25 protein-coding genes are annotated in these 26,441 nt (G+C 42.6%); 19 read left to right on the plus strand and 6 right to left on the minus strand.

What is annotated here, in order from left to right; all coding sequences use genetic code 11:
- Window positions 1–4: 4 nt before the first annotated feature.
- Genes LZF95_RS04335 through LZF95_RS04350 form a run of 4 tightly spaced genes read left to right on the plus strand, consistent with a single transcriptional unit; the run spans window position 5 to window position 7,744 of the window.
- Window positions 5–2,311 carry a hypothetical protein gene (locus LZF95_RS04335; protein ID WP_233753767.1) on the plus strand — a complete coding sequence of 769 codons (2,307 nt, stop codon included), beginning with the start codon at window positions 5–7 and terminating at the stop codon, window positions 2,309–2,311.
- Window positions 2,312–3,679, plus strand: a complete 1,368-nt coding sequence (locus tag LZF95_RS04340; protein WP_233753768.1) for a helix-turn-helix domain-containing protein — start codon at window positions 2,312–2,314, stop codon at window positions 3,677–3,679.
- A 47-nt stretch (window positions 3,680–3,726) separates the two neighbouring features.
- The gene (locus tag LZF95_RS04345) at window positions 3,727–7,041 is read left to right on the plus strand and encodes a type I restriction endonuclease subunit R (RefSeq protein WP_233753769.1); all 3,315 of its coding nucleotides are present in this window, start codon (window positions 3,727–3,729) and stop codon (window positions 7,039–7,041) included.
- On the plus strand, window positions 7,034–7,744 hold the full coding sequence (locus LZF95_RS04350) for a M48 family metallopeptidase (RefSeq protein WP_233753770.1): 711 nt from the start codon (window positions 7,034–7,036) through the stop codon (window positions 7,742–7,744). The genes LZF95_RS04345 and LZF95_RS04350 overlap by 8 nt, the downstream gene beginning before the upstream one ends.
- A 423-nt stretch (window positions 7,745–8,167) precedes the next feature.
- Here LZF95_RS04350 and LZF95_RS04355 read toward each other — a convergent pair whose 3' ends face one another.
- On the minus strand, window positions 8,168–9,046 hold the full coding sequence (locus LZF95_RS04355) for a LysR family transcriptional regulator (RefSeq protein WP_233753771.1): 879 nt from the start codon (window positions 9,044–9,046) through the stop codon (window positions 8,168–8,170).
- A 104-nt stretch (window positions 9,047–9,150) separates the two neighbouring features.
- On the opposite strand from LZF95_RS04355, the gene LZF95_RS04360 reads away from it, so the two are divergent.
- Window positions 9,151–9,783: a LysE family translocator gene (locus LZF95_RS04360; RefSeq protein WP_233753772.1), complete on the plus strand. Its 633-nt coding sequence runs from the start codon at window positions 9,151–9,153 to the stop codon at window positions 9,781–9,783.
- 186 nt (window positions 9,784–9,969) lie between these two features.
- Here LZF95_RS04360 and LZF95_RS04365 read toward each other — a convergent pair whose 3' ends face one another.
- On the minus strand, window positions 9,970–11,169 hold the full coding sequence (locus LZF95_RS04365; RefSeq protein ID WP_233753773.1) for a hypothetical protein: 1,200 nt from the start codon (window positions 11,167–11,169) through the stop codon (window positions 9,970–9,972).
- A gap of 49 nt (window positions 11,170–11,218) precedes the next feature.
- A complete protein-coding gene (locus tag LZF95_RS04370) occupies window positions 11,219–11,596 on the minus strand; it encodes a nuclear transport factor 2 family protein (protein WP_233753774.1) in 378 nt (125 codons plus the stop codon).
- Between the two features lie 396 nt (window positions 11,597–11,992).
- On the opposite strand from LZF95_RS04370, the gene LZF95_RS04375 reads away from it, so the two are divergent.
- Both LZF95_RS04375 and LZF95_RS04380 read left to right on the plus strand, forming a co-directional pair.
- Entirely contained in the window at window positions 11,993–12,241 is a 249-nt protein-coding gene (locus LZF95_RS04375; protein WP_233753775.1) for a hypothetical protein, read from the plus strand.
- Window positions 12,242–12,358: 117 nt separating this feature from the next.
- The gene (locus LZF95_RS04380; protein ID WP_233753776.1) at window positions 12,359–12,658 is read left to right on the plus strand and encodes a DUF3892 domain-containing protein; all 300 of its coding nucleotides are present in this window, start codon (window positions 12,359–12,361) and stop codon (window positions 12,656–12,658) included.
- Window positions 12,659–12,794: 136 nt separating this feature from the next.
- On the opposite strand, the gene LZF95_RS27550 is transcribed toward LZF95_RS04380, so the two are convergent.
- The 3 genes from LZF95_RS27550 to LZF95_RS04390 all read right to left on the minus strand — a co-directional run bounded on the left by LZF95_RS27550 (window position 12,795) and on the right by LZF95_RS04390 (window position 15,125).
- Entirely contained in the window at window positions 12,795–12,923 is a 129-nt protein-coding gene (locus tag LZF95_RS27550; RefSeq protein WP_262912214.1) for a hypothetical protein, read from the minus strand.
- Between the two features lie 322 nt (window positions 12,924–13,245).
- On the minus strand, window positions 13,246–14,229 hold the full coding sequence (locus LZF95_RS04385; RefSeq protein ID WP_233753777.1) for an ArdC family protein: 984 nt from the start codon (window positions 14,227–14,229) through the stop codon (window positions 13,246–13,248).
- Between the two features lie 425 nt (window positions 14,230–14,654).
- Window positions 14,655–15,125, minus strand: a complete 471-nt coding sequence (locus tag LZF95_RS04390; protein ID WP_233753778.1) for a JAB domain-containing protein — start codon at window positions 15,123–15,125, stop codon at window positions 14,655–14,657.
- A gap of 693 nt (window positions 15,126–15,818) precedes the next feature.
- Here LZF95_RS04390 and LZF95_RS04395 point away from each other — a divergent pair.
- From LZF95_RS04395 to LZF95_RS04450, 12 genes are all read left to right on the plus strand, one after another.
- Window positions 15,819–16,253: a hypothetical protein gene (locus LZF95_RS04395; RefSeq protein ID WP_233753779.1), complete on the plus strand. Its 435-nt coding sequence runs from the start codon at window positions 15,819–15,821 to the stop codon at window positions 16,251–16,253.
- A 71-nt stretch (window positions 16,254–16,324) separates the two neighbouring features.
- Window positions 16,325–16,651, plus strand: coding sequence for a DUF4134 domain-containing protein (locus LZF95_RS04400; protein ID WP_233753780.1), 327 nt, complete (start codon window positions 16,325–16,327; stop codon window positions 16,649–16,651).
- A 27-nt stretch (window positions 16,652–16,678) separates the two neighbouring features.
- Window positions 16,679–17,008 (plus strand): DUF4133 domain-containing protein, encoded by a 330-nt coding sequence (locus LZF95_RS04405; protein WP_233753781.1) that lies wholly within the window; start codon window positions 16,679–16,681, stop codon window positions 17,006–17,008.
- 52 nt (window positions 17,009–17,060) lie between these two features.
- Window positions 17,061–19,520 carry a TraG family conjugative transposon ATPase gene (locus tag LZF95_RS04410; RefSeq protein ID WP_233753782.1) on the plus strand — a complete coding sequence of 820 codons (2,460 nt, stop codon included), beginning with the start codon at window positions 17,061–17,063 and terminating at the stop codon, window positions 19,518–19,520.
- A gap of 24 nt (window positions 19,521–19,544) precedes the next feature.
- Complete coding sequence (locus LZF95_RS04415; RefSeq protein WP_233753783.1) at window positions 19,545–20,249, plus strand: conjugal transfer protein TraI; 705 nt, start codon at window positions 19,545–19,547, stop codon at window positions 20,247–20,249.
- A 27-nt stretch (window positions 20,250–20,276) separates the two neighbouring features.
- On the plus strand, window positions 20,277–20,924 hold the full coding sequence (locus tag LZF95_RS04420; RefSeq protein WP_233753784.1) for a hypothetical protein: 648 nt from the start codon (window positions 20,277–20,279) through the stop codon (window positions 20,922–20,924).
- A 7-nt stretch (window positions 20,925–20,931) separates the two neighbouring features.
- Window positions 20,932–21,570 (plus strand): TerB family tellurite resistance protein, encoded by a 639-nt coding sequence (locus LZF95_RS04425; RefSeq protein WP_233753785.1) that lies wholly within the window; start codon window positions 20,932–20,934, stop codon window positions 21,568–21,570.
- Between the two features lie 14 nt (window positions 21,571–21,584).
- Window positions 21,585–22,808: a conjugative transposon protein TraJ gene (gene traJ / locus LZF95_RS04430; RefSeq protein ID WP_233753786.1), complete on the plus strand. Its 1,224-nt coding sequence runs from the start codon at window positions 21,585–21,587 to the stop codon at window positions 22,806–22,808.
- A 12-nt stretch (window positions 22,809–22,820) separates the two neighbouring features.
- Entirely contained in the window at window positions 22,821–23,438 is a 618-nt protein-coding gene (gene traK / locus LZF95_RS04435; protein WP_233753787.1) for a conjugative transposon protein TraK, read from the plus strand.
- Between the two features lie 2 nt (window positions 23,439–23,440).
- Complete coding sequence (gene traM / locus LZF95_RS04440; RefSeq protein ID WP_233753788.1) at window positions 23,441–24,721, plus strand: conjugative transposon protein TraM; 1,281 nt, start codon at window positions 23,441–23,443, stop codon at window positions 24,719–24,721.
- A gap of 29 nt (window positions 24,722–24,750) precedes the next feature.
- A complete protein-coding gene (gene traN / locus LZF95_RS04445) occupies window positions 24,751–25,590 on the plus strand; it encodes a conjugative transposon protein TraN (protein ID WP_233753789.1) in 840 nt (279 codons plus the stop codon).
- A 61-nt stretch (window positions 25,591–25,651) separates the two neighbouring features.
- The gene (locus LZF95_RS04450; RefSeq protein ID WP_233753790.1) at window positions 25,652–26,431 is read left to right on the plus strand and encodes a hypothetical protein; all 780 of its coding nucleotides are present in this window, start codon (window positions 25,652–25,654) and stop codon (window positions 26,429–26,431) included.
- Window positions 26,432–26,441: the final 10 nt, after the last annotated feature.

Here is a 26,441-nt window from a genome sequence, read left to right on the forward strand (position 1 = left end):
AGCTATGAAAGATCTAAAAAATCAAATAAGAATACTCTCAGCACTTTCAGTTGCGGCATCTGACACCAGAAAGGACACCTTTATTTCTGTTATAATCAGAACCCTTAATGAGATAAAATCATGCGAGACAAAAGATTTAGCTAAATATATTAACGAGCAATTTGGTTTTGAGCCTTACCAAGCGGAGTTAGACGATGTAGTAAGTTTTCTTTTAAAAGAAAGGCGCATTACAGTAGAAAAGAAAATCCTTTCCTTATCAGAAGAAGAAAAGTCATCAATTGATGCCCTAGATATAGAGGCAAGAGATAAAGAAAAAACTCGATATCAAAACTTTAAAAATTTTATTATTGATGAGCTTGGCATTGAATTGAATGGAGAGGAAGTGAAGTTCCTTTGGAACACTTTCTTAGAATATTTGTATGACTCCTTTTACGAATATGGTCAAGAAGCCATTAAAACCTTACATCCTCACATTAAAAATGGAGATGGAAGCAATTATTACGTAAACGTTCTTACCAATACTTTGAAGGGTATAATTGATTCAGAGCTTAAACTTCCTTTCAGGCAAATAGTGGAGCGATTCCCTGATTTTGCATCAACCGAGGATCTTACCTTCCTTAATGACCTAGCTCAGAGAACACTATCATTTTCTTCACTAGGTTTTCAAGCAGAAATTGCGAGAGATACAATTGAGCAGGATCTTGTGGATTGGGTTTTATACCTTGACACAAACGTTCTGTACTCACTTCTTGACTTACATTCTCATCCAGAAAACGATGCATGTAAGGCACTTATTCAATTGGTAAGAGACAACACAGAACACATCAAAGTAAAACTTCGCTATTCAGACATAACATATAAAGAGCTAGGAAAAAAGAAGTCTGAGTTTGATCTCTTAGATGATAAGCTAACCGATAGTTCTATAAAAGCAATTTTGAAAAGTGAAAATCTAGATAGCTTTTCAAGAAAATTTTACGAAAGTCTTTTAGAAAACAGAGAGGGAACTATTCATCCTACTGAAGCAATTGGATTGTCCCAGACTACTTTAAAACATAAAACTATTGAAATTGCACGAAATAAGATAAGAATTGAGCACCTCGGAGAGGGCTATATAAGTGCCAAAGTTCAAGAATTCCAAGAATACATTTCAAGCAAGAATGAAACAAGAAAGGAATTCTACGATTTAAAAAACATCCAATTCTCACCAATTGAAAAGAGTGACAAACAAGCTATACATGACATCACTCTTCGTGAATTACTTTTAGATAGCCGTCAGAAGGAAATAAATGGAGGAGATATGTCACTAAATTCCATCAAATACTTTGGCGTAACTCTAGACGATCTCCTTATACAATTTGATAAGTCTCGCTTAAAGGACAATAATGATGTAAATAGCTTTCCTGTATTTTTCAAGCCTTCTTTTTTACTCAATAAACTTGTAAGAGTTTTACCAATTCAAACTAAAGACTACAAGAAAGCCTTCATTAAAGCCGTAACTACGAAAGGATTTCACAAAGATTCATCAAAATCAAGAGATATTTTAAAAATTGTCAATTACCTTAAATCTCAAGGGATTGATGATGAAAAAGTTATTTACAATATCATTTCTCAAGACATTTTTCTTGAAAAATATCATAATGAATCTCAGAATGAAGATTTTAACCAAGGAGAGTTTATTGAGTCTGAACTTAATCGTGAATTCAAAATCTTTCAAGAACAACTCGAAAAAACACAGAAAGAACTTGCATCTACAACTCAAACTTCGAATTCTAGAGCAGAACAAAACGAAAGACTAGAAGCAAAAAAAACGATTTTAGAATCTGATATTGAACAGTACGAAAAGGCAATTGAAAATCTTAGTAAGAAGTTAAAGAGCTTTGAAAAAATTGGAGATAGGTCAAACAGCCAAGAGAAAATCAATTTTGAAGCAGGTGAAGCAAATGCAAAAGCCCTAAGAGAAAAAGATAAAGCTGCAGATCTTAAAAAGAAATACCTAGCTGATATAAAAGACCAAATAGAAAAAGAGAAGGAAGAAAATGTAAAAAAGTGGCAAAGAAATACTTGGTGGAACTTACTTTGGGTAATTCCTTGTACAATTGCAGCTCTCTTTTTTATACTTCCCATTGAACAAAACCCTATTACTGTTCAAGATGATCGTTTTCAAGTAGCGGGCTATTTCATGGCTGCAGTCATCTTAGTTTTTCTTAATCTAATACGAAATAGGTTTTGGAATGAAGGCAATATAAAAGATAGAAAGGATAATCATAAAGTATCAGATAAACTCAAGAATAAGTTGAGAGAATTAGAATAAATGAAAAAATTTCTCAATACCGCTTCCCTCCTTTCACTAATCCAATCCGGAGAAGGTTATAACGTAGAGTTTAAAATCCGCGTGCCGAGCAAGCTTAAGGAGCTGAGTGAAGAAATCTGTGCTTTTTCAAATGCCGCAGGTGGGGTGTTGTTGATTGGGGTAAGTGATGACAATATCATTCATGGAGCCGAAATCGACAATACAAAACGATCCGCCATACAAAACTCCCTAAACGAAATCAATCCCCATATTCCCACCAGCCTATATCCAGTGAAAGTGGAAGGAAAAACTGTCTGGGTGATTGAGGTGGACAGTGGTACACAAAAACCCTACGTACTATCTGGGGCCATCTACGTCAGGCAAGGTCCTAATACCCAAAAGCTCACTACAGTAGAGCAAATGCGGGATTTTTTCCAGCAATCCGACCGTATCTATTTTGATGAAGCTCCCTGCCCTGCCTTCGATCTCGCCAAGGATATGGATTTGAGTTGGTTTGAAGAATTTCGCCTGGAAAGCGGGCTGTCCAAAACAGTTTCACAGAAACAAATCATCCAAAACCTCAGACTTATTTTGCCTGACGGAAATATTAAAAATGGAGGAGCATTATTTTTTGGATCAGCTCCAGAGCAATTTGTGGAAACAGCTGTGGTTCGTTGTATCGCTTTTGAAGGAGAGACTAAAACCCAGATCATCGATGATAAGACTTTTGGCGGACCACTGATCAAGCAGTACGAACAGGCCATGCAATGGCTAAAAAACAAGCTGGATGTACGCTATGAAATCGAAGGAAGTGGCCCGAGGAAGGAGCTCTGGGAAATACCGGAGACGGCGTTGAAAGAAGCTATCGTCAATGCCCTTTGTCATCGTGACTATTACGATAAAGGAGCAAGAATTACCGTAGAGCTTTTTAAGGATAGAGTAGAAATCACCAACCCCGGAGGTTTAACCAGCGCAATTACAGAGGCAGAATTCGGCACAAAAAGCCATAGCAGAAATCCATTGATTTTTGGTTTGTTTGTCCGCATTCATATGGTCGAACAAGTGGGTTCCGGTGTAGGCAGAATCAAAGATCAAATGAAGGACGCTGGACTACCCGAACCACAGTTTAAAACAGATGGTATGTTTACCGTGGTTTTAAAACGCCCTGTAAAAAGTTCGGGGAAAAGTTCTGTTGTTGCTAGAGAAAAAATAATTATTCTCATCAAAGAGGAACCATCTCTAACCCGAGAAGAACTTGCTGCTGCGTTGGGAATTACTATTAAAGGCATTGACTATCACTTGAGTAAGATGAAAAAAGAGGGGATCCTAAAAAGAGAAGGATCGCGAAAAACCGGTACCTGGGTTTTAAACCCTAGTACTAGGAGTTAAACTAGTAGATAAACCAGGGTATAACCTAGGAGATAAAATTATTAAGCATGGCAGTACCATCATTCAAAGAAGACCATATCTCGCAGCTTCCGGCATTGAAACTGCTTATGAATATGGGCTGGAAATACCTTACTCCAGAGCAGGCATTGGACGCCCGTGGAGGAAGAACATCCAATGTATTGCTGGAGACGATTTTGAAAGAGCAGCTTCAAGTCATCAACACCATCGAATACAAAGAAAAGGAATTTCCCTTTTCAGATGCCAATGTAAACAATGCTATTCTGGCAATCCGTGATCTGCCAGTTCAAGATGGATTTTTGGCTGCCAATAAAGCTTTTTATGAGCTCATCTCACTAGGAAGAAGCTTTGAACAAGCGGTATTAGGAGACAAAAAAAGTTTCTCATTCCATTACATCGATTGGAAGCATCCTGAAAACAATACTTACCACGTATCCGAGGAATTCAGCGTACTCAGAAGTGGTAGTAGTGAGCATTATCGCCCGGATATCATCTTATTCATCAATGGGATCCCAGTCGTGGTGATCGAGTGTAAAAGTCCAAAGATCCAAGACCCGATAGATAAAGCAATAGAACAGCATTTGAGAAACCAACAGGAAGATGGAATCCGCTCCTTGTATCAATATTCAAGTCTGGTCATGGCTCTCGCATGCCATGAAGCTAAATATGCCACCACAGCTACCCAAAAGGAGTTTTGGAGTTTCTGGAAAGAGCTACTTAAAACCAAAGCAGAAGAAACCGCTTGGCTTGATAAGCTCCACGCATTAAAAAATCAGCCCCTACCCGCAAATGAAAGGACAACACTTTTTCAGGAAAGGTATAAGAATGTCTGGGCCTTCTTCCAAAACCTTGAAAAAGAAGAACAGGCGATTACCGAACAAGACAAGCTCCTTTATAACCTTTGCCGGCCTGAACGGCTCTTAGACTTAGTATTCAACTTCACGCTGTATGATGATGGTATCAAAAAAATAACCAGATACCAGCAGTATTTTGCGGTACACAATACACTGGATAAGGTGGTGAAAACAGATCAGGAAGAACTGAGAAAAGGTGGTGTAATCTGGCATACGCAGGGTAGCGGCAAGTCACTGACCATGGTCATGCTGGCTCAATTGATCGCCACACACCCAAAAATCAAGAACCCAAAGATCATATTGGTTACTGACCGTATTGATCTGGATGATCAAATTACTGAGACTTTTAAAAAATGTCAGATACCTGTAGAGAACGCTGATAAAGGTGCCTCCAAAATAATTGCTAAGAAGCTTCGAGGCGAAAACCTATCGGATAACGAATTAGAAAAGCTGAAGGATGATAAGTCCTTATTGAATCTCTTGTCAACTCCAGGGGATAGCGTAATTACAACTTTAATACACAAATTTGAAGCGGCTGTCAATGCATCGATTTCACCTTTTGATTCACCTGACATCTTCATATTAGTAGATGAAGGCCACAGAAGTCAATACGGGACCTTCAACATCAAAATGCAAAAGGTATTTCCGAAAGGCTGTTTTATAGCCTTCACAGGAACTCCTTTAATGAAAAAGGAGAAAAGCACTGCCAACCGCTTTGGTGGCCTGATAGATGTGTATTCCATCACTGATGCTGTAGAAGATGGTGCTGTCGTTCCCCTACTCTATGAAGGACGCCACAATCTGATTGAAGTCAATGAGAAGCCACTGGATAATTATTTTGACCGGGTTTCTGAACCTCTCACACCTTACGGTAAAGCTGCACTTAAACGAAAATTCAGTTCCAAAAACCAACTTAATAAGGCTGAGGAAATAATATATGCCAGGTCTTGGGACATTTCGGATCATTTTGAACAAAATGTGCAGGATATTTTTTTTGGTACGTTAAAGGCAAAAGGTCAACTCGTAGCCCCAAATAAAACGACTGCGCTGAGGTATAGGAAATTTATCAAGGAGATAAATAAGGTCTCATGTGAAGTTCTGATATCAGCTCCAGATGTCAGGGAGAATCATGAAGACGCTTTTGAAGAAAGCGAAGATTTGATATTGAAATTCTGGAAAGCCATGATGGATAAATATGGCAGTACAGAAAAATATGAGAAAGCGCTGATCAACTCTTTCAAAAAGAAAGACCATCCTGAAATCATCATTGTGGTGGACAAACTGCTTACGGGATTTGACGCACCGAATAATTATGTACTCTACCTAACCAGACAACTCAAAGAGCACACACTTTTGCAGGCCATCGCCAGGGTCAATAGATTGGCACCAGGGAAGGAATACGGATTGATCATCGACTATTACGGTAATCTCACCAATTTGGACACAGCCTTAGAAACGTATTCGGGCGCAGAAAACTATGATTCTGAGGATCTGGAGGGCACATTGACCAACATCAGTGAAGAGCTGAAGAAGTTGCCTCAAGCCCATTCTGAAGTTTGGGACATCTTCAAGGAAGTAAAGAACAAGTATGATGAATCGGCTTATGAGGAATTATTGCAAGATGAGGCTATCCGGCATATCTTCTATGAAAAAGTTTCGGCCTTTGCCCGTTTGCTGAAATTGGCACTCTCAAGTTTTGAGTTCATAACCAAAACACCAGAGCAGCAAATCAATAAATACAAGCAGGACGCCAAGTTCTTCCTTGGACTGAGAATCTCTGTTAAACGCAGGTATTTTGACGATCTGGAGTATAAAGAATTTGAGCCACAGGTTCAAAAATTGATCGACAAGCACATCACCACAGAGGGAGAAATTCTTCGCATTACAGATTTGGTCAATATTTTTGATAAAGAAGAGCGGGATCGTGAGTTAGAAAAAATAACCAGCAAGGCTGCCAAAGCGGATCATATTGCCAGCAGGACCATCAAAGCCATCAATGTGAAGATGAACGAAGATCCTGTTTACTATAAGAAACTATCAAGGCTTATTAGGGATACGATAGACGACTACCATCAGCATAGAATCTCGGAAGCAGAATATCTCACTAAAGCCAAGGGTTACGAAGATCAATTTCACAATGGTAAGCAGGATAATGTGCCTGAAAACCTGACAGGAAACCAAACCGGTATTGCGATTTACAATCTAGTCAATGAGCTGTTTAAAGGACATCTAAAACGTAAAGAAAGCTCTCAAAATATAGCAGCAATAATGGCTGAAGGAATCGATCATGTGATCAAATCCATCGTTTTTGAAAATGGGAAACCAATAATTGATTGGATCACTAAATCCGATATTGAAGGCAGGATTAAGATTGAAATAGATGACTATTTATTTGATCTAAAAGCACAGCAGGACATTGAATTGCCTTTTGATCTGGTAGATGAATTGGTAGAGGAAGGACTAAAAGTAGCCAAATTAAAGTATGTCTGAAGCAGCCACCATTGAATCCTTAGTATTTGGCTCCAGAAAAATCGATTATGAACTCACTTTTCAGGACCGAAAAACCCTTGGAATCAAGGTTTATCCTGATTGTAGGGTAAAGGTCATTGCACCTATTGAAACTTCTAAGGAAAACCTAAAAGCTAAACTCAGAGAGAAAGCACCCTGGATCATTAAGCAGCAACTTGAATTTCTATCCTACCATCCCTTGACTCCGGCGAGAAAATATATCAATGGAGAAACCCATCTTTATCTTGGGAGGCAATATAAGCTGAGGATCGAAAATGCAGATACCAATGAAGTCAAGCTATTCAGAGGAAGATTGTTGGTGTATAAACACAAAAAATCATCTACCCAGCGTTTGCTATCAGAATGGTATAGGGAAAAAGCTACTGTTCATTTCGAAGAAACACTGAAAAAAATATTACCACTTTTCGCAAGGCACAACATCCATCGGCCTGAGCTTGAAATCAGACATATGTCCACCCGTTGGGGAAGCTGTACGCCTAAAGGGAAGGTGATTTTAAATCCTGAATTAATCAAAGCTCCAAAAGGAAGCATTGAATACGTGATCATACATGAACTGTGTCATCTAATCCACCATAATCATACACGTGCTTTTTATGCGTTACAGGAAACCATCATGCCGGATTGGAAGAAATGGAAGGAAAGACTGGAGCATTCACTTGTATGATCAGCCTTTATTTTACTTGTGTTGATTTCATTTAGGTGACTTCTGTTGGTTAACTCGCTACGTAAATGGTTTACCGTCCAGAAATTTACTGCGGATTGATTGATACATTACCAGTGTTATTCTGCTCTTTCTTTTTATTATTTCTAATGATGAGTAAGAGCAATCGAAATAAACCTAGAAAAGTCATTAGCTTCAAATTGGTTCGTTGATAACGAACTCATTTCAGGCTTACTATTTTCTAATTGGTTTGTCAATGACGAACTATTTTCATTTAAACCTTCATCATCTAGTTTAGCTCGGCATTCCGTCCACTTTTCTTCGGCAGGGCAGTGATGAAGAGTAGAACCAAAATCGATTAAAAGGCGAGGCAGAATCGAAGGTCAGGTAGGTTTGTCCCTGATTACACCGTAGCTAGTTAACTATCTAAATTGCTTCTGCTATACGTTCTGCATACACCAGCACTTTACTTACCGTTTTGTTGAGTTCATTTTTCCGCCAATTCGCGTAGAGATCTATTTTCACATCCAATTCTATGAACTCCACATTTTCAACTTTGGCTGATTTGAATGAGTAAGGAAGAATAGAAATCCCGAGTTCCTTGGAAACAAGGTTCAGGATCATCCCGCCAAAGTCGGACTCGATGGTTGTCTTTGGTTCAAAACCATAGGAATCAAACAGGTTTCTCAGCAAGGAAGCAAAAAAAGTAGTCTGGTGCAGCCCTGAAATTATAAAGTTCTCATTTTTTAAGTCAGTCAATCGTACTTGAGGCTTTCCCACTGACCAGTGCGTTGCCGGTACCACCAGGCAGATTGGTTCTGAATATAATTTCAAGGAATCTATGTTCGCATTACTTATCTGATCCCGGCTAAAAGCGATATCTGTTCGGTAATCCAGCAACAATTTCTCATGGTTTTCATCAGTTTGCTCTGTCAGTTCTATCTTGAGATCTGGCAGATGAAGCGATACTTCCTTCAGGAAATCAGGCAAAAATTTAAAAGTAACAGACCCTGGGTAAGTAATGGAAAGAGTTCCCGCAGTCCCCTCATCAATCTTTTTAGCTTGTCTTATAATCCGGTCAAGTTCTTCCATCTTCACCGTAAGTTGCGCCTGAAGAAATCTGCCCGCATCCGTCAGTTTCACATTTCTCTTATCCCTTTCGAAAAGCTGCAATTTTAGCTCCTCTTCCAAGGCTTGGATTTGCCTGCTCAAAGAAGATTGGGATATAAAAACCTTTTCGGCTGTATTCCAAAAATGGAGCTCTTTGGCCAATACCAAGAAGTATTTGATTTGGAGAATAGTCATCTTTAATGTGAATTCTGCATTAATTGATCAATATAATGCATTTTTTGGGCAGATCCCAAACCCTTTATTTGTGTAAGCAAATTGGAAACACTTAACGATTGAAAATGATGGGAATCGAAAATGGATTAGCCTTTATGGTCACGGCACTGATTTTTATAATGACTCCCGGTATTGACACCGTATTTGTGTTGAACAAATCAATAAGCCAGGGCAGAAAATCAGGGATATATGCCATGCTGAGAGTCAATGCGGGGGTGTTGACTCATACGTTATTTGCTGCGTTGGGTCTGTCTGTGCTGATTGCAAAATCAGCTTTTGCATTTATGCTGATCAAATATCTCGGGGCAGTTTATTTGGTTTACTTAGGCTTCATGAAGCTTAGGAACAACGAGAATTTAATGTCAGTAAGCACAGGAAACCACACAGAATCAAAGCAAAAAAATGATTTTTGGAGCGGTTTTCTGACCAACACATTAAATCCGAAAGTTGCATTATTCTTCCTTGCCTTCTTTCCCCAGTTTATCAAGCCGGATCAATTTGAAAACCCTATACCGTTTATGTTGTTGGGTCTTACCTATGCGTTGATAGGAATCTGTTGGTATTTAATCGTGGCAGTGACAGCAAGCACTTTTTCACAAAAACTCATGGACCGTCCAGCCTCCGGATTGTGGATAAATAGAGTCAGTGGATGCGCTTTTATCGGTATGGGAATAAAAATTGCGCTGGGCAAAAATTAGATGCAGTTCTGGCTGCTATGGATGATTTTCCTTAAAAGCTGCCAATGGAGCAATATTTTTTGCTTAAAGACATCCTATTAGGCAGGAAATGCACCGCTAGTGTTTTGTTTCACTAGACTTTTAAACCCACTCAAAAATTTCCTCCACCTAAAGAAGAACAATTGATCTCCCAGTCTCTAACAGAAATCACCTGTTCAATTTCTTCATTAAATCCTTATAAATATCTTTTGCAGCATCAGGATCTGCCCCGGTCCGAGTGATCAATTCATCCAGATCGAATTTTGTTCTGGAATTGATAGCCGGCATCAACTCTGCCAGGAACTTGTTGATCGCATCCAGTTCAGGACTGTCTTCCTGTTCGGGTGACACTTGGCTGAAAAGACCTTCATGGGGAAGCAATTCTGTATCATGGCCGGTAATCTCCTCAATGGCTGACTTCATGGATACATGTAATCTAATATAAGGCTCAGCCGGAGCATCAATTCCCATCCTATTCAATTCCCCGGCTAACCTGTCATATCCAAAGTCGGTCATGGCAGTGATCGTCATTTCTTCCTGAAGCTCATCAAAATACACACAGGCATAGTGAGGGAATGCCTCCAGTTCTTTCAGGCTCATTTTAAACACATCTGCTGAATATTCCACCCGGAAAGCATCCTTCCATAGATCCATCTCAAAAGCCGTAGCATCTATAGTTGATAAGACATACAGGATTTCATGGCCTTGGTGCTGCACCATGGGAATAGCGGAGTAAACTGAAAGCAACAAGAAGGAAAAGAGGTCTTTTTCTATCAATTCAGTCAGCTCTTCAATGGTCTCAATCGTAGGATCCAATTCCCCTGCGTAAAAGAAAATATCATCTGCCTGAAAACTGCTGAATCCCATCAAGGGACCATAGGTCTGATAACAATCCCCATTGGAACTGATCAACCCACCAAATGTCAACACATTCTGCTCACCCAATGTCCGGCTTGCTCCGGGGGAATAAAGCAAAAACTCCTCGCCTGTGATAATATCCACTGACTCGAAAAAATCCGGATAGGGATTAGTTCGCACAAACCAATAGGTAAACCTCCATGGATTTGCAGCCTGCGCCTTTAGATATTCATACTCCTCTTTGGGCAAAGCCTTGATGTGGGCATGGTTCAGGTATTTATGTATAAGTCCTTCGTTTTTAAAGAGCTCATGGATAACGTATTGGGTTTTGAACATAGCCTGATTTGCTTTACCCAGTCTCCCAAAGACATTTTTGTGCTTTTTGACCAGAAGATCAAATCGCTGATCCAGTTTGTTCCGCTCTGCCGCATAATACATGAGGTCGTTTAAAACCGGTTCAGAAAAATTACTGACTTTACTGCACTTTTTGATCAACGAGCTATAATCCATTGTTGAGAAATTTTAATCAGTACAAACCTAGCGGGGACAATCCTTTTTATCAAATTTCAATACAATAGGATGTTATGGATTTTAGTTTTTCTCCTTTTGTGCTTTTGAATACATAGAGGTCCGCAAATGCATAAGTCTTTCCATCCTTCATTTTCATGATTCCGTTCGCAGCCCCTTCTTTTCCGTGGGATAAAACTTGGTGGATGATCAACTCAGTCGCCTTTTGGGATTTCATCTTTTCCAGTTCTTCTACAAACCTTTCTTTCCCCACGATCTTTCTGTCACCGATTATATCCCAAACAATGTCATCGGTCACACTTTCGGTTACAAATCCCGAATTCCCCTTTGCAAAGGCGATATTGAGTTCTTTCAGAAACTCCATTTTTGGTGAGTTCCCACAGTTTGGGCTGGAAACAATTTTAGTCATTTTATAGAATCTTTAATTTCAATACAGTGGCTTACAGCCTGTCTGTGACCAAATTAACAATTCCGTCAATACGAGTAAACCGGATTTGGTTATTTACTGGAGAGCGCGTTCGCTTTGTTCAGGTTAATTTATGTCTATAGGATTAAAATAAGTCAGTGCCGCGCACCTCTTCCAACATCAAATTGCTTGGTTCTCAGGCCTGGCTCCTCTTACTAAAAAACTTCTAGCCTTGCAGCCACAGAGTAAAAATCATAGGATGAATAGCTGTTGTACGCCACAGCCAAATCCTAAAAGTAACTGTGACAGTTTGTTTCAAAAATTGGCTAGTTTAAATCTCTGGCTTCGGACTTTCCCGACATAGCGTGATATTGCATTCGATTTATCCGTAAAAACCGCATGTACAACTGGGCAGAGATATGCAGTGAGCTTAAAGCCCTGGAGAAAAGGGCTGAGGAAAAACTTGATAAAATCATGTTTTCCACTCCTTATCCCACGCCCTATGACCGTCTGCGGAAAGGCAAGGAAATCATCGCCTTATCCAAAGCCATCCGTCTGCTGATGGAACAGGATTTGGATAAAGATGCTGAAATGATCCTAAGAATCCTGTTAGACAAAGGAATCAAACTGAAATCGGTGAGGGAATAGGGCTTAATCAAATTTAATGTGAGTTTTGCGTCTCAGAGAAATCAGGCAGCAGGCAATCTGGTGACGACAACTTGGGGAGTATTTTACATATTTGCAGTAGCAGAGAAGTAGAGACGCATGAGAAAATTAACCGTCCATTTTATAGAAAAGGACAAAAAAAGCAAGGAATCTATCCAGATCCTGAAGATCGGAGGAGTAAACAATACAGTTCAGCGATGGGCTATCAGTACCAAAGAGGCAATTCAGGGAATTGAATCCGGACAATGGGAACTTTTTGTTTTATCCAACACCAATGAAATTCCGGTGCGGATCAGACGCGGAGAAAACCAACCCCCGGTATTTATCGCCCATGGAGACAGCTACCTCCATAACCTCCTGGAAGATCTTCCGGAAATCAATTTGGAGGAAATTCTTTAATCTGATAATCCTAAATAACGCCAATAGCCATATTTTCTTACTTGACCGTAGGGAAGACAGGAGACGGAAGAGGCCTTCCCGCAAGTGGTGTCCGAATAAATGTAATTGGATGTAGTTATCAATAGCTACCGGACACTTAGCCAATAATCCTCAATTTACCTTCCGTATGTTCCAAAAAGGCATTGCTTTGCTCCAATAATGCCTGCATTTTGTCCATGTCCCCGCTTACTATTGTGGCGCTGAATTCATGGGTACGGGTAAGCATTCTAATGTATGGTTTAGGATCACTTTGCCTGACAAACCTCTTCTAATGATAGTAAAACCAATTTTCGCAAATATTTTCCATTACAAGCGCTCTCACTACCGGACTGGATAAATATTTTCCACTATATACCTAAAACTGTAAAATATTTTCTATTATAAATCATTCAGAGAATTGGCTAATACGTCCTATAGACTTTCATTCCGCACAGCTCGATGGGCCCCTCAAATGTTCAATAGCTTTATTTTCCAATCTTGGGCTTTAGCAGAACAAAAGCTATTCAGTATTCAGCCATGACCAAAAAAAGGGGATCGCTCCCCTCACCCTAAAATGGCGGCTCCATCAGGATATAATCCACGGCCTTCTGTGCTTTACTTGCAGCCTCTATCAGTAAGTGCTTGTCGTTTCGAAGTTCGTTTAGCCAGTTTTGGATGTAAGCTGCCGAGTTCTCCAGCAGATTCTGATCCAATATCCCGGTAAGGTTATTCAGGTACCCTGCTCCCATCTCGGCGATCAACTCCTCACGACTGTAAAATTCTGACGCAAATTGCTGGGGTTCAGAGATGCCTACCCTGTTTAATCTGGATGGGTGCCCTGTAGAATGGCAGATCTCATGGTACAATACCCCAAAATAGTGCTCAGCGGATGCAAACAGCTTCCTCTCCGGCATCGTAATTTGATCCAGATCTGCCCGGTAGTAAGCTGAGGAACCGGTATGGACCAACTCAGGAGCCCGCAGCATTTCCTCATAGATCTTCCGGCATTGTTCATTATCAGGAAGTGGCTCTTCTTTGCTGATTTCTGGAAACTCCCAGTTAATTCCCTCAATCTGTTCTATGGGAAACACTTTATACTCTTTGAGAAAACCGGATTTACTCACCAGCTTCAGATCATATTCCCCTATTCTATCTTCTGGAATCACCTTTCCAGTCTTCTTATCCCGAAAGGCAAAGTTCCAGTAGCAGATCGGTAGCGCCTTCGCACCTTTCTTTAATTTCCCACCCAATGAGTTGGCCTGTTTGAAAGTCAGATAATAAGGATACTGATGGCCACAGGATAACAGCAGCCACAGATTAATCCCCTTATATGGCTTTTTAGTCAGGTAATTGGAGGGCATTCCCATCTCATGCCAAGGCTGTTTCCAGGGAATCACCCCCTGTTCCAGTTTCTCAATTATCAGATCGGTAACCTTCTGATAGATATCCGTTGAGCCTTTTGCGCTTCGCGAGCTGTAACCTCGACTTCCTAAGTCACTTCGGCCTTTTCTATTAACCGATGGCTTTGCCGATGTTTTTGCTTGAGTCTTCATAGTCTTTTGTGTTTTGGTTTGACAAATACTTATGAAGCTGCACCAGCCTGAAAACGGCACTAAGTGCAAGAGGAATCGGAATAAACCAGCAAAGTCAAGCGCGTAGGCTTTATGCCGAAGTCTCTTGCCTCGTGTGACGGTATCAGGCTAAATTGGCGGAAGAAGGAATGGAAAAATAATAAGTTTTATTGTTGGCCTAGCAGAAATTCCTTACTGGAAGTCTGATTGATCGAAGTATATAAATCTCATTAGAAACAGCTAAAAAAACATACAGATAGCTACAGAATCAGGAATGTTCATTATTTGAAATACCCCTTTATAGCAATCTGCAATCAATCGCAGTTTTATAAAAATAAATGCCTATGGATAGCTTTCATGAATTTTCAGAACCGAAAGTTCATGGAAGCTAAAAAAGAAGAAGAGCCCTAGAGCTCCCCTTCATCCGCAAAGGAATAGTATCCTTCAGCTGTCAGAATCAAATGATCCAGTACCGGGATATCCAGGATTTCACCTGCTTTTTTAATCCGCTGGGTCAATCGCTTATCCTGTTCTGATGGCAGTAGATTCCCACTCGGATGGCAATGCGCCAAGATTACAGAGCTGGAATTAGCTTTAATGGCAGCTGCATAAACCAGTTTTACATCCACTACAGTGCCTGCGGTTCCTCCTGAGCTGATGTTCACAATGCCCAGCACCCGGTTTGCTCTGGAAAGCAGCATTACTTTAAAATCCTCAACAAACTCAATCCTGTCCTGATCCCAGGCTTTGGCAAACACTTCATATACCTGTCTTGAGCTCGCAACTTTTGGACGCATTGATGACTTAACTTTTGCGCTGTAGCTCAGCTTAATCTCAGCTACTTCAAACAAATCAATTTTTCTTTCGGAAGTCTCCATAATCTTTTTCGTTTTTGTGGAACAATGAATTATGAAGCACCATCAGGCCTTGGGCGACAAAGACCGAAAGGAAAAGGAATAAAAAGCGTAGCGCAGCAAGCGGCTTTATGCCGGAAGCTTACGGTCGCCCAGAGCCCAGAGGACTAACTTGGCGAGGAATTCAGGGATAAAAAGAGAAAGGATTCAATTAGTCGTGTCCGTAGGAAAATTTAGTATGACAATTCCTCTTCTGATAATCGATCTACACCAACAAAACTTTTAAATCAAATAATCGCTCATGCCCTTCTATTCAGTCTGCAGCTCACCCGTTAGGGATTGAAAAGTAAATCCTCGGAAAGGAAATTGCAATGAAAAGCCAGGCCGAAGGTACGGCTCTATCCTAATTTAATTACTCAAAAAAAAAGTCACACGTAAGCCTGGTCACTAAAGATAAATAGTCAAAAACCCTTTAAATTTTTCAACAACCAACGGTAGCCTTATCATAATAAAAAACTAATCCTCCAAAACATAACCCATATTCCCCTGACCAATCTCTACAGGTCAATGAATGCATCTACCCTTTCTTATTCGCTACAAATAATTTCAAAACTTTTTTTGGTAGCTACCACAACGGTGTAAAAAACAGGGATTTACACTACCCACATTTGCTTCTGTCAGCGGGAAACAAACCCGAATCAACAAAACAGAAATCCTATGTTGGAAGCAATTACCTGGAACGACTACTTTATCACTTTGGCAATAGGCATTACATCCTATTACCTCATCATCATCGGATTATACTACCCCAAAGAACTCCGTAGCCTGATTTCCGGAAAATCATTACAGTTCACTCCAACCGGTCAGCAGGATAAGGAACGGCATCTGAGCAGGACTGACCAAGAGGACATTGATCGCTTTGAAGAACTGGAGATTACGGTTGCGGAACTCCAAGGCATCCTCGGAAGGGCGGGAACCATAACGGACAAGAACCAGCTGCTTGGGCAGCTAAAGCAAGTCTTGTCCAGCCACCCCGGGCTTCGGGATCCCGCCTACCGGGTTGCCATTGGTAACTACCTCTCAGAAAATATCCCCAAACTAACCCGCCTCAACTTCAGCGAATCTGAGCTGGAAAAGATCTGGGATGAATAATCCAATTAACCATCCTCCCTTACTCCCTAAACTCCAATCAAAACATACCAACACTTCTAAAATCCCTTCCTATGAAAAAGCCAAACCTCCTAAAACCAACAAGTAGCAAAGCCTATATCACAGCATTACTCCTCTTATTAATTTCTATTTCATCACAGGCCCAGGATGGCCTGGCAGGAATAGCCGAAGCAGACCGTCAGGTCAGAAGTTACTTTGCCGCAGGCACCAGTCTGATGTATGCCATCGGAGCCATCCTGGGACTTATTGGCGCGGTAAAAGTCTATCAAAAATGGAATGCGGGAGACCCCGATACAGGAAAAGTCGCTGCAGCCTGGTTTGGCAGCTGTGTGTTTTTGGTGGTAGTAGCCACAGTCATCCAATCCTTCTTCGGGGTCTAATCAACCATCTTTTTAAATCTCCTAACCATGGCCAACAGCGTCTACAAAATCAACAAAGGGATCAACAAGCCCATAGAATTTAAAGGATTAAAAGCCCAGTACATTTGGTACCTAGCTGCCGGTGTGCTGGCACTACTTATCCTATTTGCGATTCTATATATACTCGGAATCAACCCATTTATCTGTCTTGCCTTGGTTGGTATTTCAGGAGCCATCCTGGTCCTCCAGATCTATCGGCTCAGCAAGACCTATGGGGAACATGGACTGGGCAAAAAACTGGCCTACCGCCAAGTACCCCACGCCATCCGCCTAAAATCCAGAGGGGTTTTCCGAAAGGTGAAAACCCCAAGCAAGTAAACTCTCTCTCCCAAAACAAAATCAATCCTTCATCTCCGAACCACTGATTCCCATGGAACGATTACTGGAAAAGCATTTTCCGATATTGAGTATAGAACAGGACTGTATCCTTTCCAAAATGGGGGATATCACAGTAGCCTATCAGGCCATCCTTCCTGAAATCTTTACACTCAGCGACCGGGATTACGAAGCATTTCATCAAGCCTGGATTAAGGCAATCAAAACACTCCCTAAAAACAGCATTCTCCATAAGCAGGATTGGTTTACAGAGAGCAGCCATCAGGCAGATTTCAGCAAAGACAACCAGAGTTTTCTGAATAGAAGCAGTGAGCGCTTCTTCCATGAAAGACCCTTTCTGGCTCATTCCTGCTACCTGTTTCTTACCCTTAAACCTAAAAACAGAAAACCATCCGGCAGTCTGTTCTCCACCTTACTCCGCTCCCATATCATTCCTGAAGAGCTGAATTCACCCCAAGCACTTCCTGATTTTCTGGATGCCTGTGGACAGTTTGAGCGAATCCTATCCGACAGCGGATTTGTTAGCCTAAGCAGACTGAAAGAGGATTGGCTATCTAGCAATCAAACTAAGGCAGGGATTCTGGAAAAATACTGCAGCCTGACAAGTGATATAAAACCGGTCTGGATTTCCGATATCAGTTTCAAACCAAGCCTGCAGATAGGTAACAAATCCTGCAGGATCTTCAGCATAAGTGAAACCGATGACCTGCCTCTACTCTGTGGCTCTCGGATCAATTACGATAAATACAGTACTGATACCACTAAGTTCAGTGTGGGTTTTGCATCCTCCCTAGGGCAGCTGCTCCCCTGCAACCATATCTACAATCAGTACCTCTTTATCGGTGACAAGCATCAATGCCTCAAAGAACTGGAATCTAAACGGCTCCGATTGCAGTCACTCGCCAATTACAGCAGGGAAAATGCCATCGCACGGGATGCCACCAATGATTTTCTCAATGAAGCCATAAGCCAGCAACGGATTCCGGTCAAAGCCCATTTCAACATCCTGGCCTGGACAGAAGATCTCGACCAACTTTCAGAGATCAAAAAGCAAGTTGGCTCCGCCTTCTCCCAGATTGAAGCTTCGGTCAAAGAAGAAACCGTGGGAGCACCACAGCTCTTTTGGGCCGGGATCCCCGGAAACAGCGCGGATTTCCCGATGAATGACTGCTTTGACACCTTCGTAGAGCAAGCATCCTGTTTTCTCAATCTGGAAACAGGCTATCAAGACTCCATCAGTCCATTTGGAATCAGACTGGGTGACCGACAGACCGGAAGGCCTATCCATGTGGATCTATCCGATGAACCGGTAAAAAAAGGAATCTGCACCAACCGCAATAAATTCATCCTCGGCCCCAGTGGCTCAGGAAAATCCTTTTTTACTAACCACCTGATCCGTAGCTATTACGAGCAGGGCACCCATGTGGTCTTGGTAGATGTAGGGCATTCCTACAAAGGGCTCTGTGATATGGTCAAGGGATATTATTTCACTTACGATGAAAAGAACCCGATCCGCTTTAACCCTTTCTTCATTGCTGAAGAAGATCAACTGGACACCGAAAAGAAAGAAAGCATCAAGACTCTCCTGCTTGCCCTCTGGAAAAAAGACAATGAGACGTTTAAGCGAAGTGAATACGTCGCCCTTTCCAATGCCTTAAAAGGCTATTACGAAAAGCTGGATTCAGATAAATCCCTATTTCCAAGTTTCAACAGCTTCTATGAATACCTGCAATCGGATTTTCAGGAAACACTCTCGTCCGACAAGGTTAAAGAGAAGGACTTTGATATCGGGAATTTCCTATATGTGCTGCGCCCCTATTACCGTGGTGGGGAATTCGACTACCTGCTCAATGCCTCTGAAAATCTGGACTTGCTTCAGGAGCGCTTTATTGTCTTTGAACTGGATAACATCAAAGACCATCCTATCCTCTTCCCTGTGGTGACCATTATTATCATGGAGGTCTTTATCAACAAAATGCGCAAGCTGAAAGGCATCCGCAAACTGATCCTGATCGAAGAAGCCTGGAAAGCCATCGCCAAGGAAGGTATGGCAGAATACATCAAGTACCTGTTTAAAACTGTCCGCAAGTTCTATGGTGAAGCCATCGTGGTCACCCAGGAAGTGGAAGACATCATCAGCTCACCGGTAGTCAAGCAGGCCATCATCAACAACAGTGACTGTAAGATCCTGCTGGACCAGTCCAAATACCAGAACAAGTTCGACCAGATCCAGCAACTTCTTGGACTTACCGATAAGGAACGGGCGATGGTCCTTTCTGTCAACAAGGCCAATGATCCCAACCGCAAATACAAGGAAGTGTTTATCAGTCTGGGAGGAACGCTTTCCAAGGTATATCGAACCGAGGTTTCCAAAGAAGAATACCTAGCCTATACCACCGAAGAAACCGAGAAAATCAAAGTCATGGAATATGCCGAACGCTTTGGTTCCATCCAAAAGGGAATTGCTGCCCTTTGTGCCGAATCTGATAACTAACCCACAACACTAAACCGTTCACTTATGGAAATCCACAGAAACATACTCCGAAGAAGCCTGATCCTAACCCTACTGTGCTCCTTGCTTACGCTATCCCCACGGCAGAGTGAAGCAGCTGTCCCCTTGGCCATACTTGAAATCATCAAGGCGGGTGTGAAAAAAGTGATTGTGGCCATGGACTTAAAAATCCAGCGCGAGCAAAACAAAGTACTCTGGATGCAGAATGCCCAGAAGGTTCTGGAAAACACGCTATCCAAACTCAAGCTGGAACAAATCACCGATTGGACCGAAAAGCAGCGGGATTTATACGGGAAATATTTCAATGAATTACAGACAGTCAAATCAGCCATTTCAGGATTTCAGCGGATCAAAGAAATTTCCCAGAAGCAGGCCCTGATCGTATCAGAATACAAAAAAGTCTGGGCAGTCATCCAGCAGGACGGGCATTTTACCATATCGGAAAAAGAATACATGGCCAGGGTCTATGGGGGCATTTTGGCAACCACGGTGGAAAATCTGGACCAGATGGCTCTCCTGGTCAAATCCTTTACCCTTCAGATGAGTGAAGGGGAACGATTGGCGCTGATCAATGAAACCGCAAACCGGGTGGATCAAAACTATCAGGATCTGATTGCTTTCAATCTCAGCAACGGACAGCTCAGTCTGCAACGGGCTGCAAACACAAAGGAAATCAACCAGATCCAATACCTCTACGGAATCACCCCCTAAAGCAGCACCCAATTAAACTCCAAAAACATGAAACGACTGATTCTCATTTTCTCTCTGGCAAGCATGTCCCTGCCTTCCCATGCCCAAACTTGGAATGAATGGTGGAAGCAGAAAGACACCCAAAAGAAGTATCTGGCAGAACAAATTGTTGCTTTAAAAGCCTATGGAGCTGTGCTCAAAGAAGGCTATGAAGTAGCATCCAAAGGATTGGGTTTGGTGCATACCATGCAAAATGGTGATTACGCGCAGCATGAAACTTATTTCAGCTCATTTTCTACTGTCAATCCCCTGATCAAAAAGCATCCACAAGCAGAACGTACCCTTGCCCTCTATTCCAAAACCAGGCAACTGACGCTGCAGATCCCCACTAAACTTTTTGCCGAAAATCAGTTTAAAGCTTCAGAGGAAAATATCATCCGGTATGTGCTTCAGTCCATTGCTAAAGACTGCGATGATATCCTGGCTGAGCTCCAAACCCTGCTTGAAAATGATGAATTGAGAATGAGTGATTCTGAAAGGGCCATTCTACTCAAAAAAATACATGGAAGAATGCTGGAAGCCTACACCTATACCGTCCGTTTCTACCAAAACTGCCAAAACCTAAGCCTTTCGAGGCTGCATGAATCCCGGGCAATCAAACACCAGAAAATTCAATTTCTCCCATCCCAAGATTAAATAAGTTATGAAACCATTCCTTATTCTTCTACTTCCGCTATACCTGTCGCTTGGGCTTCAGAACTCCAATGCCCAGGCCGACGAGGCTGCCCAGCTCCTGCTCAACGTCACCAAACTCGAACAGCTCAAGCAAATCCTTTCAGATCTGGAAAAAGGGTACACCACCTTGAGGACAGGCTATTCCCAGATAGAAAACCTGGCATCGGGAAACTTCAACTTGCATGAGGCCTTCCTCAACCAACTGCTACAGGTAAGTCCTGCTGTCAAAAACTACCACAAAACAGCAGAAATCATCAGCTATCAGCTCAAGCTGGTCAGGGATTACAAACGGGCATTTTCCGGCTTCAAAGCTTCAGGCCAGTTTACAGTAAATGAAATTTCCTACCTGTCCCAGGTCTATGGAAATCTATTTAAAAAGAGCCTGCAACAACTCGATGAATTGACGCTGGTTTTGACTGCAGGAAAACTGAGAATGTCCGATGAAGAACGGTTGGAAGCCATAGACCGCATCCATCTGGATATCCAGAACAAGCTGATGTTCCTGACCGCATTCAACCAGGAAACCCAGCTATTGGCTATCAGCCGATTTAGAGAAACCAAGCAACTGGATGGAATCAGAAACCTCTACCAAAAAAGAGACAACTAAGTTTTGCTAGCATCATGAAATTATTTCTTAAATCCATCACTACACTTTCAATAACCATTCTTATCCCGGTGACTTCACATGCTCAGGTGGGCTATGACAGAGGACTGCATGGGGTTTTGGAAGAGCTATACACTGAGATGATGCCACTATGCAGCCAGTTGATCAGCGTGGCACAGGGAATAGCAGGATTTGGAGCCTTATGGTATATCGCCTCGAGAGTCTGGCGTTCCATTGCCAATGCTGAACCCATCGATTTCTATCCGCTGTTCCGTCCATTTGTCATCGGCTTTTGTATCCTGTTATTCCCATCCGTCCTTTCCCTGATCAATGGGGTGATGAACCCGACCGTCAAAGCCACAGCGTCCATGATGGACAATTCCAATCAGGCAATCGAGAATCTGTTAAAGCACAAAGAAGAACTCGTCAAAGGGACCATTCAGGGAGAAATGTACCGCAATAATCACCGACAGGGAGATTATGAAAAATGGCTGAAATACACCGAAGGACTGGATGATGAAAATCCAACACAAGAAGAAGGTTTTTGGGAATCCATAGGCAACAGCCTGGCATTTGCAGGGGAAAAATTCAGTTTCAACTTTAAGCACTGGATCAAACAGGCCCTCGCTGAAATCTTACAACTGCTCTTTGAAGCCGCAGCGCTGTGCATCAATACACTGAGAACCTTCCAGCTGATCGTCCTGTCTATCCTGGGGCCATTGGTTTTTGGGCTCTCTATCTATGACGGTTTCCATCACACCCTGACCGTCTGGCTGGCCCGGTACATTAACATCTACCTCTGGCTTCCTGTAGCCAATATCTTCGGTGCCATCATCAGCACTGTACAGGAAAAAATGCTGGTACTGGATATCGGACAAATTGAGAATTATGGCGACACCTTCTTTTCGGCAACCGATACAGGGTACCTGATCTTTTTGATCATTGGGATCATAGGCTATTTCTCAGTGCCTTCAATGGCAAACTACATCGTCCACGCTGCCTCGGGAGGATCTCTGCCACATAAAGTGACTGGCTTTTTTACCAGAGGAACGACCAACACGGTAGCTGCGGCAGGAACAGGAGCTGTATTGGCGGGGAAAGGTGCCAGCATGGCAGCAGACTACCTAGGAGATCAGGTTGGTAAACTCCGCCAATCCATGTCCTCTCACGGCACCTCCTCGGGATACTTCAATGAGGGAGACGGGTATCAATCCGACAAACTCAAAGGGAACAACAGCTAAAAAAGACCGACCATGTTTACCAAACCAAAAAATATCGATACTGCCTTCCGTCAAATCCGGCTGTTCACGCTCGTGATAATCATCGGCTGCCTTCTATTTTCCGGGTTTACCCTTTACCAAAGTCAGCAACTTACTGCCGCATTGCAGCAAAAGGTATATATCCTGGCCAATGGAAAAGTTCTGGAAGCTTTGTTGACCGACAGAAGAGAAAACCTTTCTGTCGAAGCCAAAGACCACATTTCAACTTTCCACCGGTATTTCTTTACGCTGGACCCTGATGAAAAAGTAATCAAAGCCAATACCACCAAAGCCCTTTACTTGGCTGATGCTTCCGCTAAAAGGCAATACGATAACCTACAGGAAAGCAATTACTACTCCAACATCATTGCAGGAAATATCAGCCAGGAAATCCAGACAGACAGTGTACAGGTCGATCTGGAGCAAACCCCTTATTATTTCAGGTACTACGGCAAGCAGGTTCTAACCCGGACCGGCTCCATTGTCACCAGACAATTGATCACCGAAGGCTACTTAAGAATTGTTTCCAGAAGCGAACACAATCCCCATGGCTTCCTCATCGAAAACTGGGCTACCCTTGAAAATTATGACATCAAAATCCAAACACGATAGTTATGAACCATTCACACAACCAAAAATTCCGACAAAAGCGACAGCTGCTGATGATGATCCCTATCCTGACTGTCCCCTTCCTGACCCTGACCTTTTGGGCATTGGGAGGAGGCAAAAACCCGGGTGATTTCCCAATTGATTCTGCACAGAAAGGCTTCAATCTGGAGCTTCCGGGAATATCAGAAGCAGGGGAAAAACCCCTAGACAAAATGGGACATTACCAACGCTCCCTTGCCGACTCCAGCCGATACTTTCAGGAAGTCAAAAAAGACCCCTACTACCGGATGGCTTTCAATGCCGAGACTGAAAGTAAATCCCATCCATCCTTGGAATCACCGGAGATAGATAAACCATCAAGTCAACACCTTTCCAACAACCTGTACAGTGATACCCAGGAAGAATTGATTATGGAAAGACTGGAAGTACTCAACAGAACCCTTTCTGAAAGTCCTGAACCCGTGACTACAGCAGCTGCTTATCCTGATGAAGTCAGTACTACTGCCTCAATGCAATCAAACTCAGGATTGGAGGCAGATCTGGACCGGCTGGACCAAATGATGCAGCAGATGCAGCGTACCAACGCCCAGCCAGATCCCGAATTTCAGCAGATGGCAGAACTGCTGGACAAGATCCTCGACATCCAGCATCCAGAACGGGTGCAGCAACGGGTGGAAGCAAAACGAAAAGCAATTGTCTCAGATCAAAGCCCAGTCATTTCACCAATTCCCACCCCCCAATCCACCAGCCTGGATAACTCATCACCAAATGAAAGTCTGACCCAAAACGGTTTCTTTGGATTGGAATCAAGTGTAGTTACACCCAATGTATCCCAATCGATCAAGGCGGTAATTCATGAGGAACAAACCCTGGTTTCAGGAGAAACGGTCAGGTTGCGTTTAACCCAAGAAACTACTATTGCAGGAGTAATCATCCCCAAAGACCAGCTGGTGTATGGTGTAGCTTCCTTGAACGGAGACAGACTGAAGATTTCCATCCGCAATATCCGGGTAGCCAATGCTATTATCCCTGTAGATCTTCGCATCCACGATGCCGATGGCATGGAAGGAATACGGATTCCCGGCTCCATCCCACAGCAAGTCAGTACGCAATCAGGAAGTCAGGCCTTACAGGGAATAGGTTTGAGCACCTTTGACAATTCCCTGGAAGCCCAGGCTACCACTGCCGGGATAGAAACCGCAAAAAGCTTTCTGGGCAAAAAAATCAGGCAGGTCAAAATAAATCTCAAAGCAGGCTATCAGGTCTGGATTGTTGAAAACAAGTAATTATTCCCCGACTCCTTAAATCTAATCACATGAAAATTACCCATCTCATTTTATTTGCCGCCTTGGGCCTGCTTATTACCGTTGATTTAACCGCACAAGGGATTTCCAGTGGCACATCACAGACAATTCCTGTTTCCCAGCTCCAGATCAGCGATCAGATGACCACCAACCTGATCTTCCCCTATGCTATAAAAAGCGTAGACCGGGGAAATCGCAACATTTTGGTCCAGAAAGCCAATGCCGTTGAAAACATCCTGCAGGTAAAAGCTGAAAACAGCGGATTGCAAAACAGCAATCTCACAGTAATAACTGAGGATGGAAGCTTCTATTCCTTTACGGTGGAGTACCTGGAAGTTCCCCACAACCTCAATCTGAAAATCCAGCAAGCAGTCAAGTCAGACTTGGCAGATTTTGGGAATCAGATTCAGGCAGAATCTGAATTGGCAGAAACCGCAAATAAGGTAGCCATGAAAAACAGGTCCATGCGGGCCCTTCGCCAGCGGAGGTTTTTGACAGGGATTGCGCTGACAGGAATTTACATTGAAAAAGACCTGCTTTACTTTCAGATCAGGCTGGAAAACCAGACCAACATCCCTTACGACATCGAGCAGTTTCGACTGTTTATACTGGACAATAAGCAAAGCAAACGCAGCGCATCCCAGGAGCTGGAACAGTCTCCACTCTTGGTATATGGGGATGCAGCTCGCATCCCTGCCCAATCCACCCAAACGCTGGTTGTTGCACTCCCCAAATTCACCATTCCCGATCAAAAGCACCTGAAAATCGAACTGATGGAAGAAAACGGAGGACGACACCTAAAGATCAAAGTAAAAAACCGACACCTGATGAACGCCATACAGGTGGATTAGAAGTGCTGTCAAGTTGACAACATTTCACATACCTATACTTTAACCAAAAAACACAAACACCATGAACGAGCAAAACTTTGATTACCTCAAAAACCAGGTCAAGTACAGCGGATTCGGAGATTCGCTGGAAGCTCCCCTGAAAGAACAGATCCAAAAAGGAGGACCTGATTTCTCACTCAAGCATCAGGCTGATTTCGGGGGCGATACGGTCGATGCCAATCTCCACTTCAGAAAATCCGCCATGACAGATATGTATTTCTTCAACAAATACGATCTGAGCCTTACCAAATCAGGACAGGACGAACCTGCCATCAACCAGACTTTCTACATCGGAAAGGACAACAACATCACCCTGAAAGAGGGGTATAATCTCTTGGACGGACGCGCAGTCAACAAGGACCTGGTCAACAAGGAGCAGGAAAAATACAATGCCTGGGTGCAGTTAAATTTTATGGAAACCGACAATCAGGGAAACTTTAAACTCAAGCAGTTCCATGAGAATTATGGATTTGACCTGAATAAAGCGCTGGAAAAACACCCGATCAAGGAGCTGAATAACCCTGAAGATTTATCCAGGCTGCAGGATTCACTTAAAAAAGGAAACCGCCAATCGGTCACATTCCAATTGGAAGGCGGTGAGCAAAAACGCTATCTAGAAGCAAGTCCCCAGTTCAAAAACCTCAACGTGTATGACTCCAACCAGATGAGGACTTCAGAATCAAAAAAAGAAACAGCCTCAGCATCTCAGTCTAAATCCCAGAAAAAAGATGTGGCTGAGGAATCGGAAGATTTACCCTCGAAGAAGACAAGAAAAAGGAAAAGGGCAGGAATAGCCGGTTGATTCACCCCCA

The organism is Algoriphagus sp. AGSA1, assembly GCF_021390545.1.
Classification (GTDB): Bacteria; Bacteroidota; Bacteroidia; order Cytophagales; family Cyclobacteriaceae; genus Algoriphagus.

Bases quoted from the DNA above. Each gene is read 5' to 3' on its own strand.
- LZF95_RS04335 (WP_233753767.1), top strand. From the start codon at position 5: ATGAAAGATCTAAAAAATCAAATAAGAATACTCTCAGCACTTTCAGTT.
- LZF95_RS04340 (WP_233753768.1), top strand. From the start codon at position 2,312: ATGAAAAAATTTCTCAATACCGCTTCCCTCCTTTCACTAATCCAATCC.
- LZF95_RS04345 (WP_233753769.1), top strand. From the start codon at position 3,727: ATGGCAGTACCATCATTCAAAGAAGACCATATCTCGCAGCTTCCGGCA.
- LZF95_RS04350 (WP_233753770.1), top strand. From the start codon at position 7,034: ATGTCTGAAGCAGCCACCATTGAATCCTTAGTATTTGGCTCCAGAAAA.
- LZF95_RS04355 (WP_233753771.1), bottom strand. From the start codon at position 9,046: ATGACTATTCTCCAAATCAAATACTTCTTGGTATTGGCCAAAGAGCTC.
- LZF95_RS04360 (WP_233753772.1), top strand. From the start codon at position 9,151: ATGATGGGAATCGAAAATGGATTAGCCTTTATGGTCACGGCACTGATT.
- LZF95_RS04365 (WP_233753773.1), bottom strand. From the start codon at position 11,169: ATGGATTATAGCTCGTTGATCAAAAAGTGCAGTAAAGTCAGTAATTTT.
- LZF95_RS04370 (WP_233753774.1), bottom strand. From the start codon at position 11,596: ATGACTAAAATTGTTTCCAGCCCAAACTGTGGGAACTCACCAAAAATG.
- LZF95_RS04375 (WP_233753775.1), top strand. From the start codon at position 11,993: ATGTACAACTGGGCAGAGATATGCAGTGAGCTTAAAGCCCTGGAGAAA.
- LZF95_RS04380 (WP_233753776.1), top strand. From the start codon at position 12,359: ATGAGAAAATTAACCGTCCATTTTATAGAAAAGGACAAAAAAAGCAAG.
- LZF95_RS27550 (WP_262912214.1), bottom strand. From the start codon at position 12,923: ATGCTTACCCGTACCCATGAATTCAGCGCCACAATAGTAAGCGGGGAC.
- LZF95_RS04385 (WP_233753777.1), bottom strand. From the start codon at position 14,229: ATGAAGACTCAAGCAAAAACATCGGCAAAGCCATCGGTTAATAGAAAA.
- LZF95_RS04390 (WP_233753778.1), bottom strand. From the start codon at position 15,125: ATGGAGACTTCCGAAAGAAAAATTGATTTGTTTGAAGTAGCTGAGATT.
- LZF95_RS04395 (WP_233753779.1), top strand. From the start codon at position 15,819: ATGTTGGAAGCAATTACCTGGAACGACTACTTTATCACTTTGGCAATA.
- LZF95_RS04400 (WP_233753780.1), top strand. From the start codon at position 16,325: ATGAAAAAGCCAAACCTCCTAAAACCAACAAGTAGCAAAGCCTATATC.
- LZF95_RS04405 (WP_233753781.1), top strand. From the start codon at position 16,679: ATGGCCAACAGCGTCTACAAAATCAACAAAGGGATCAACAAGCCCATA.
- LZF95_RS04410 (WP_233753782.1), top strand. From the start codon at position 17,061: ATGGAACGATTACTGGAAAAGCATTTTCCGATATTGAGTATAGAACAG.
- LZF95_RS04415 (WP_233753783.1), top strand. From the start codon at position 19,545: ATGGAAATCCACAGAAACATACTCCGAAGAAGCCTGATCCTAACCCTA.
- LZF95_RS04420 (WP_233753784.1), top strand. From the start codon at position 20,277: ATGAAACGACTGATTCTCATTTTCTCTCTGGCAAGCATGTCCCTGCCT.
- LZF95_RS04425 (WP_233753785.1), top strand. From the start codon at position 20,932: ATGAAACCATTCCTTATTCTTCTACTTCCGCTATACCTGTCGCTTGGG.
- traJ (WP_233753786.1), top strand. From the start codon at position 21,585: ATGAAATTATTTCTTAAATCCATCACTACACTTTCAATAACCATTCTT.
- traK (WP_233753787.1), top strand. From the start codon at position 22,821: ATGTTTACCAAACCAAAAAATATCGATACTGCCTTCCGTCAAATCCGG.
- traM (WP_233753788.1), top strand. From the start codon at position 23,441: ATGAACCATTCACACAACCAAAAATTCCGACAAAAGCGACAGCTGCTG.
- traN (WP_233753789.1), top strand. From the start codon at position 24,751: ATGAAAATTACCCATCTCATTTTATTTGCCGCCTTGGGCCTGCTTATT.
- LZF95_RS04450 (WP_233753790.1), top strand. From the start codon at position 25,652: ATGAACGAGCAAAACTTTGATTACCTCAAAAACCAGGTCAAGTACAGC.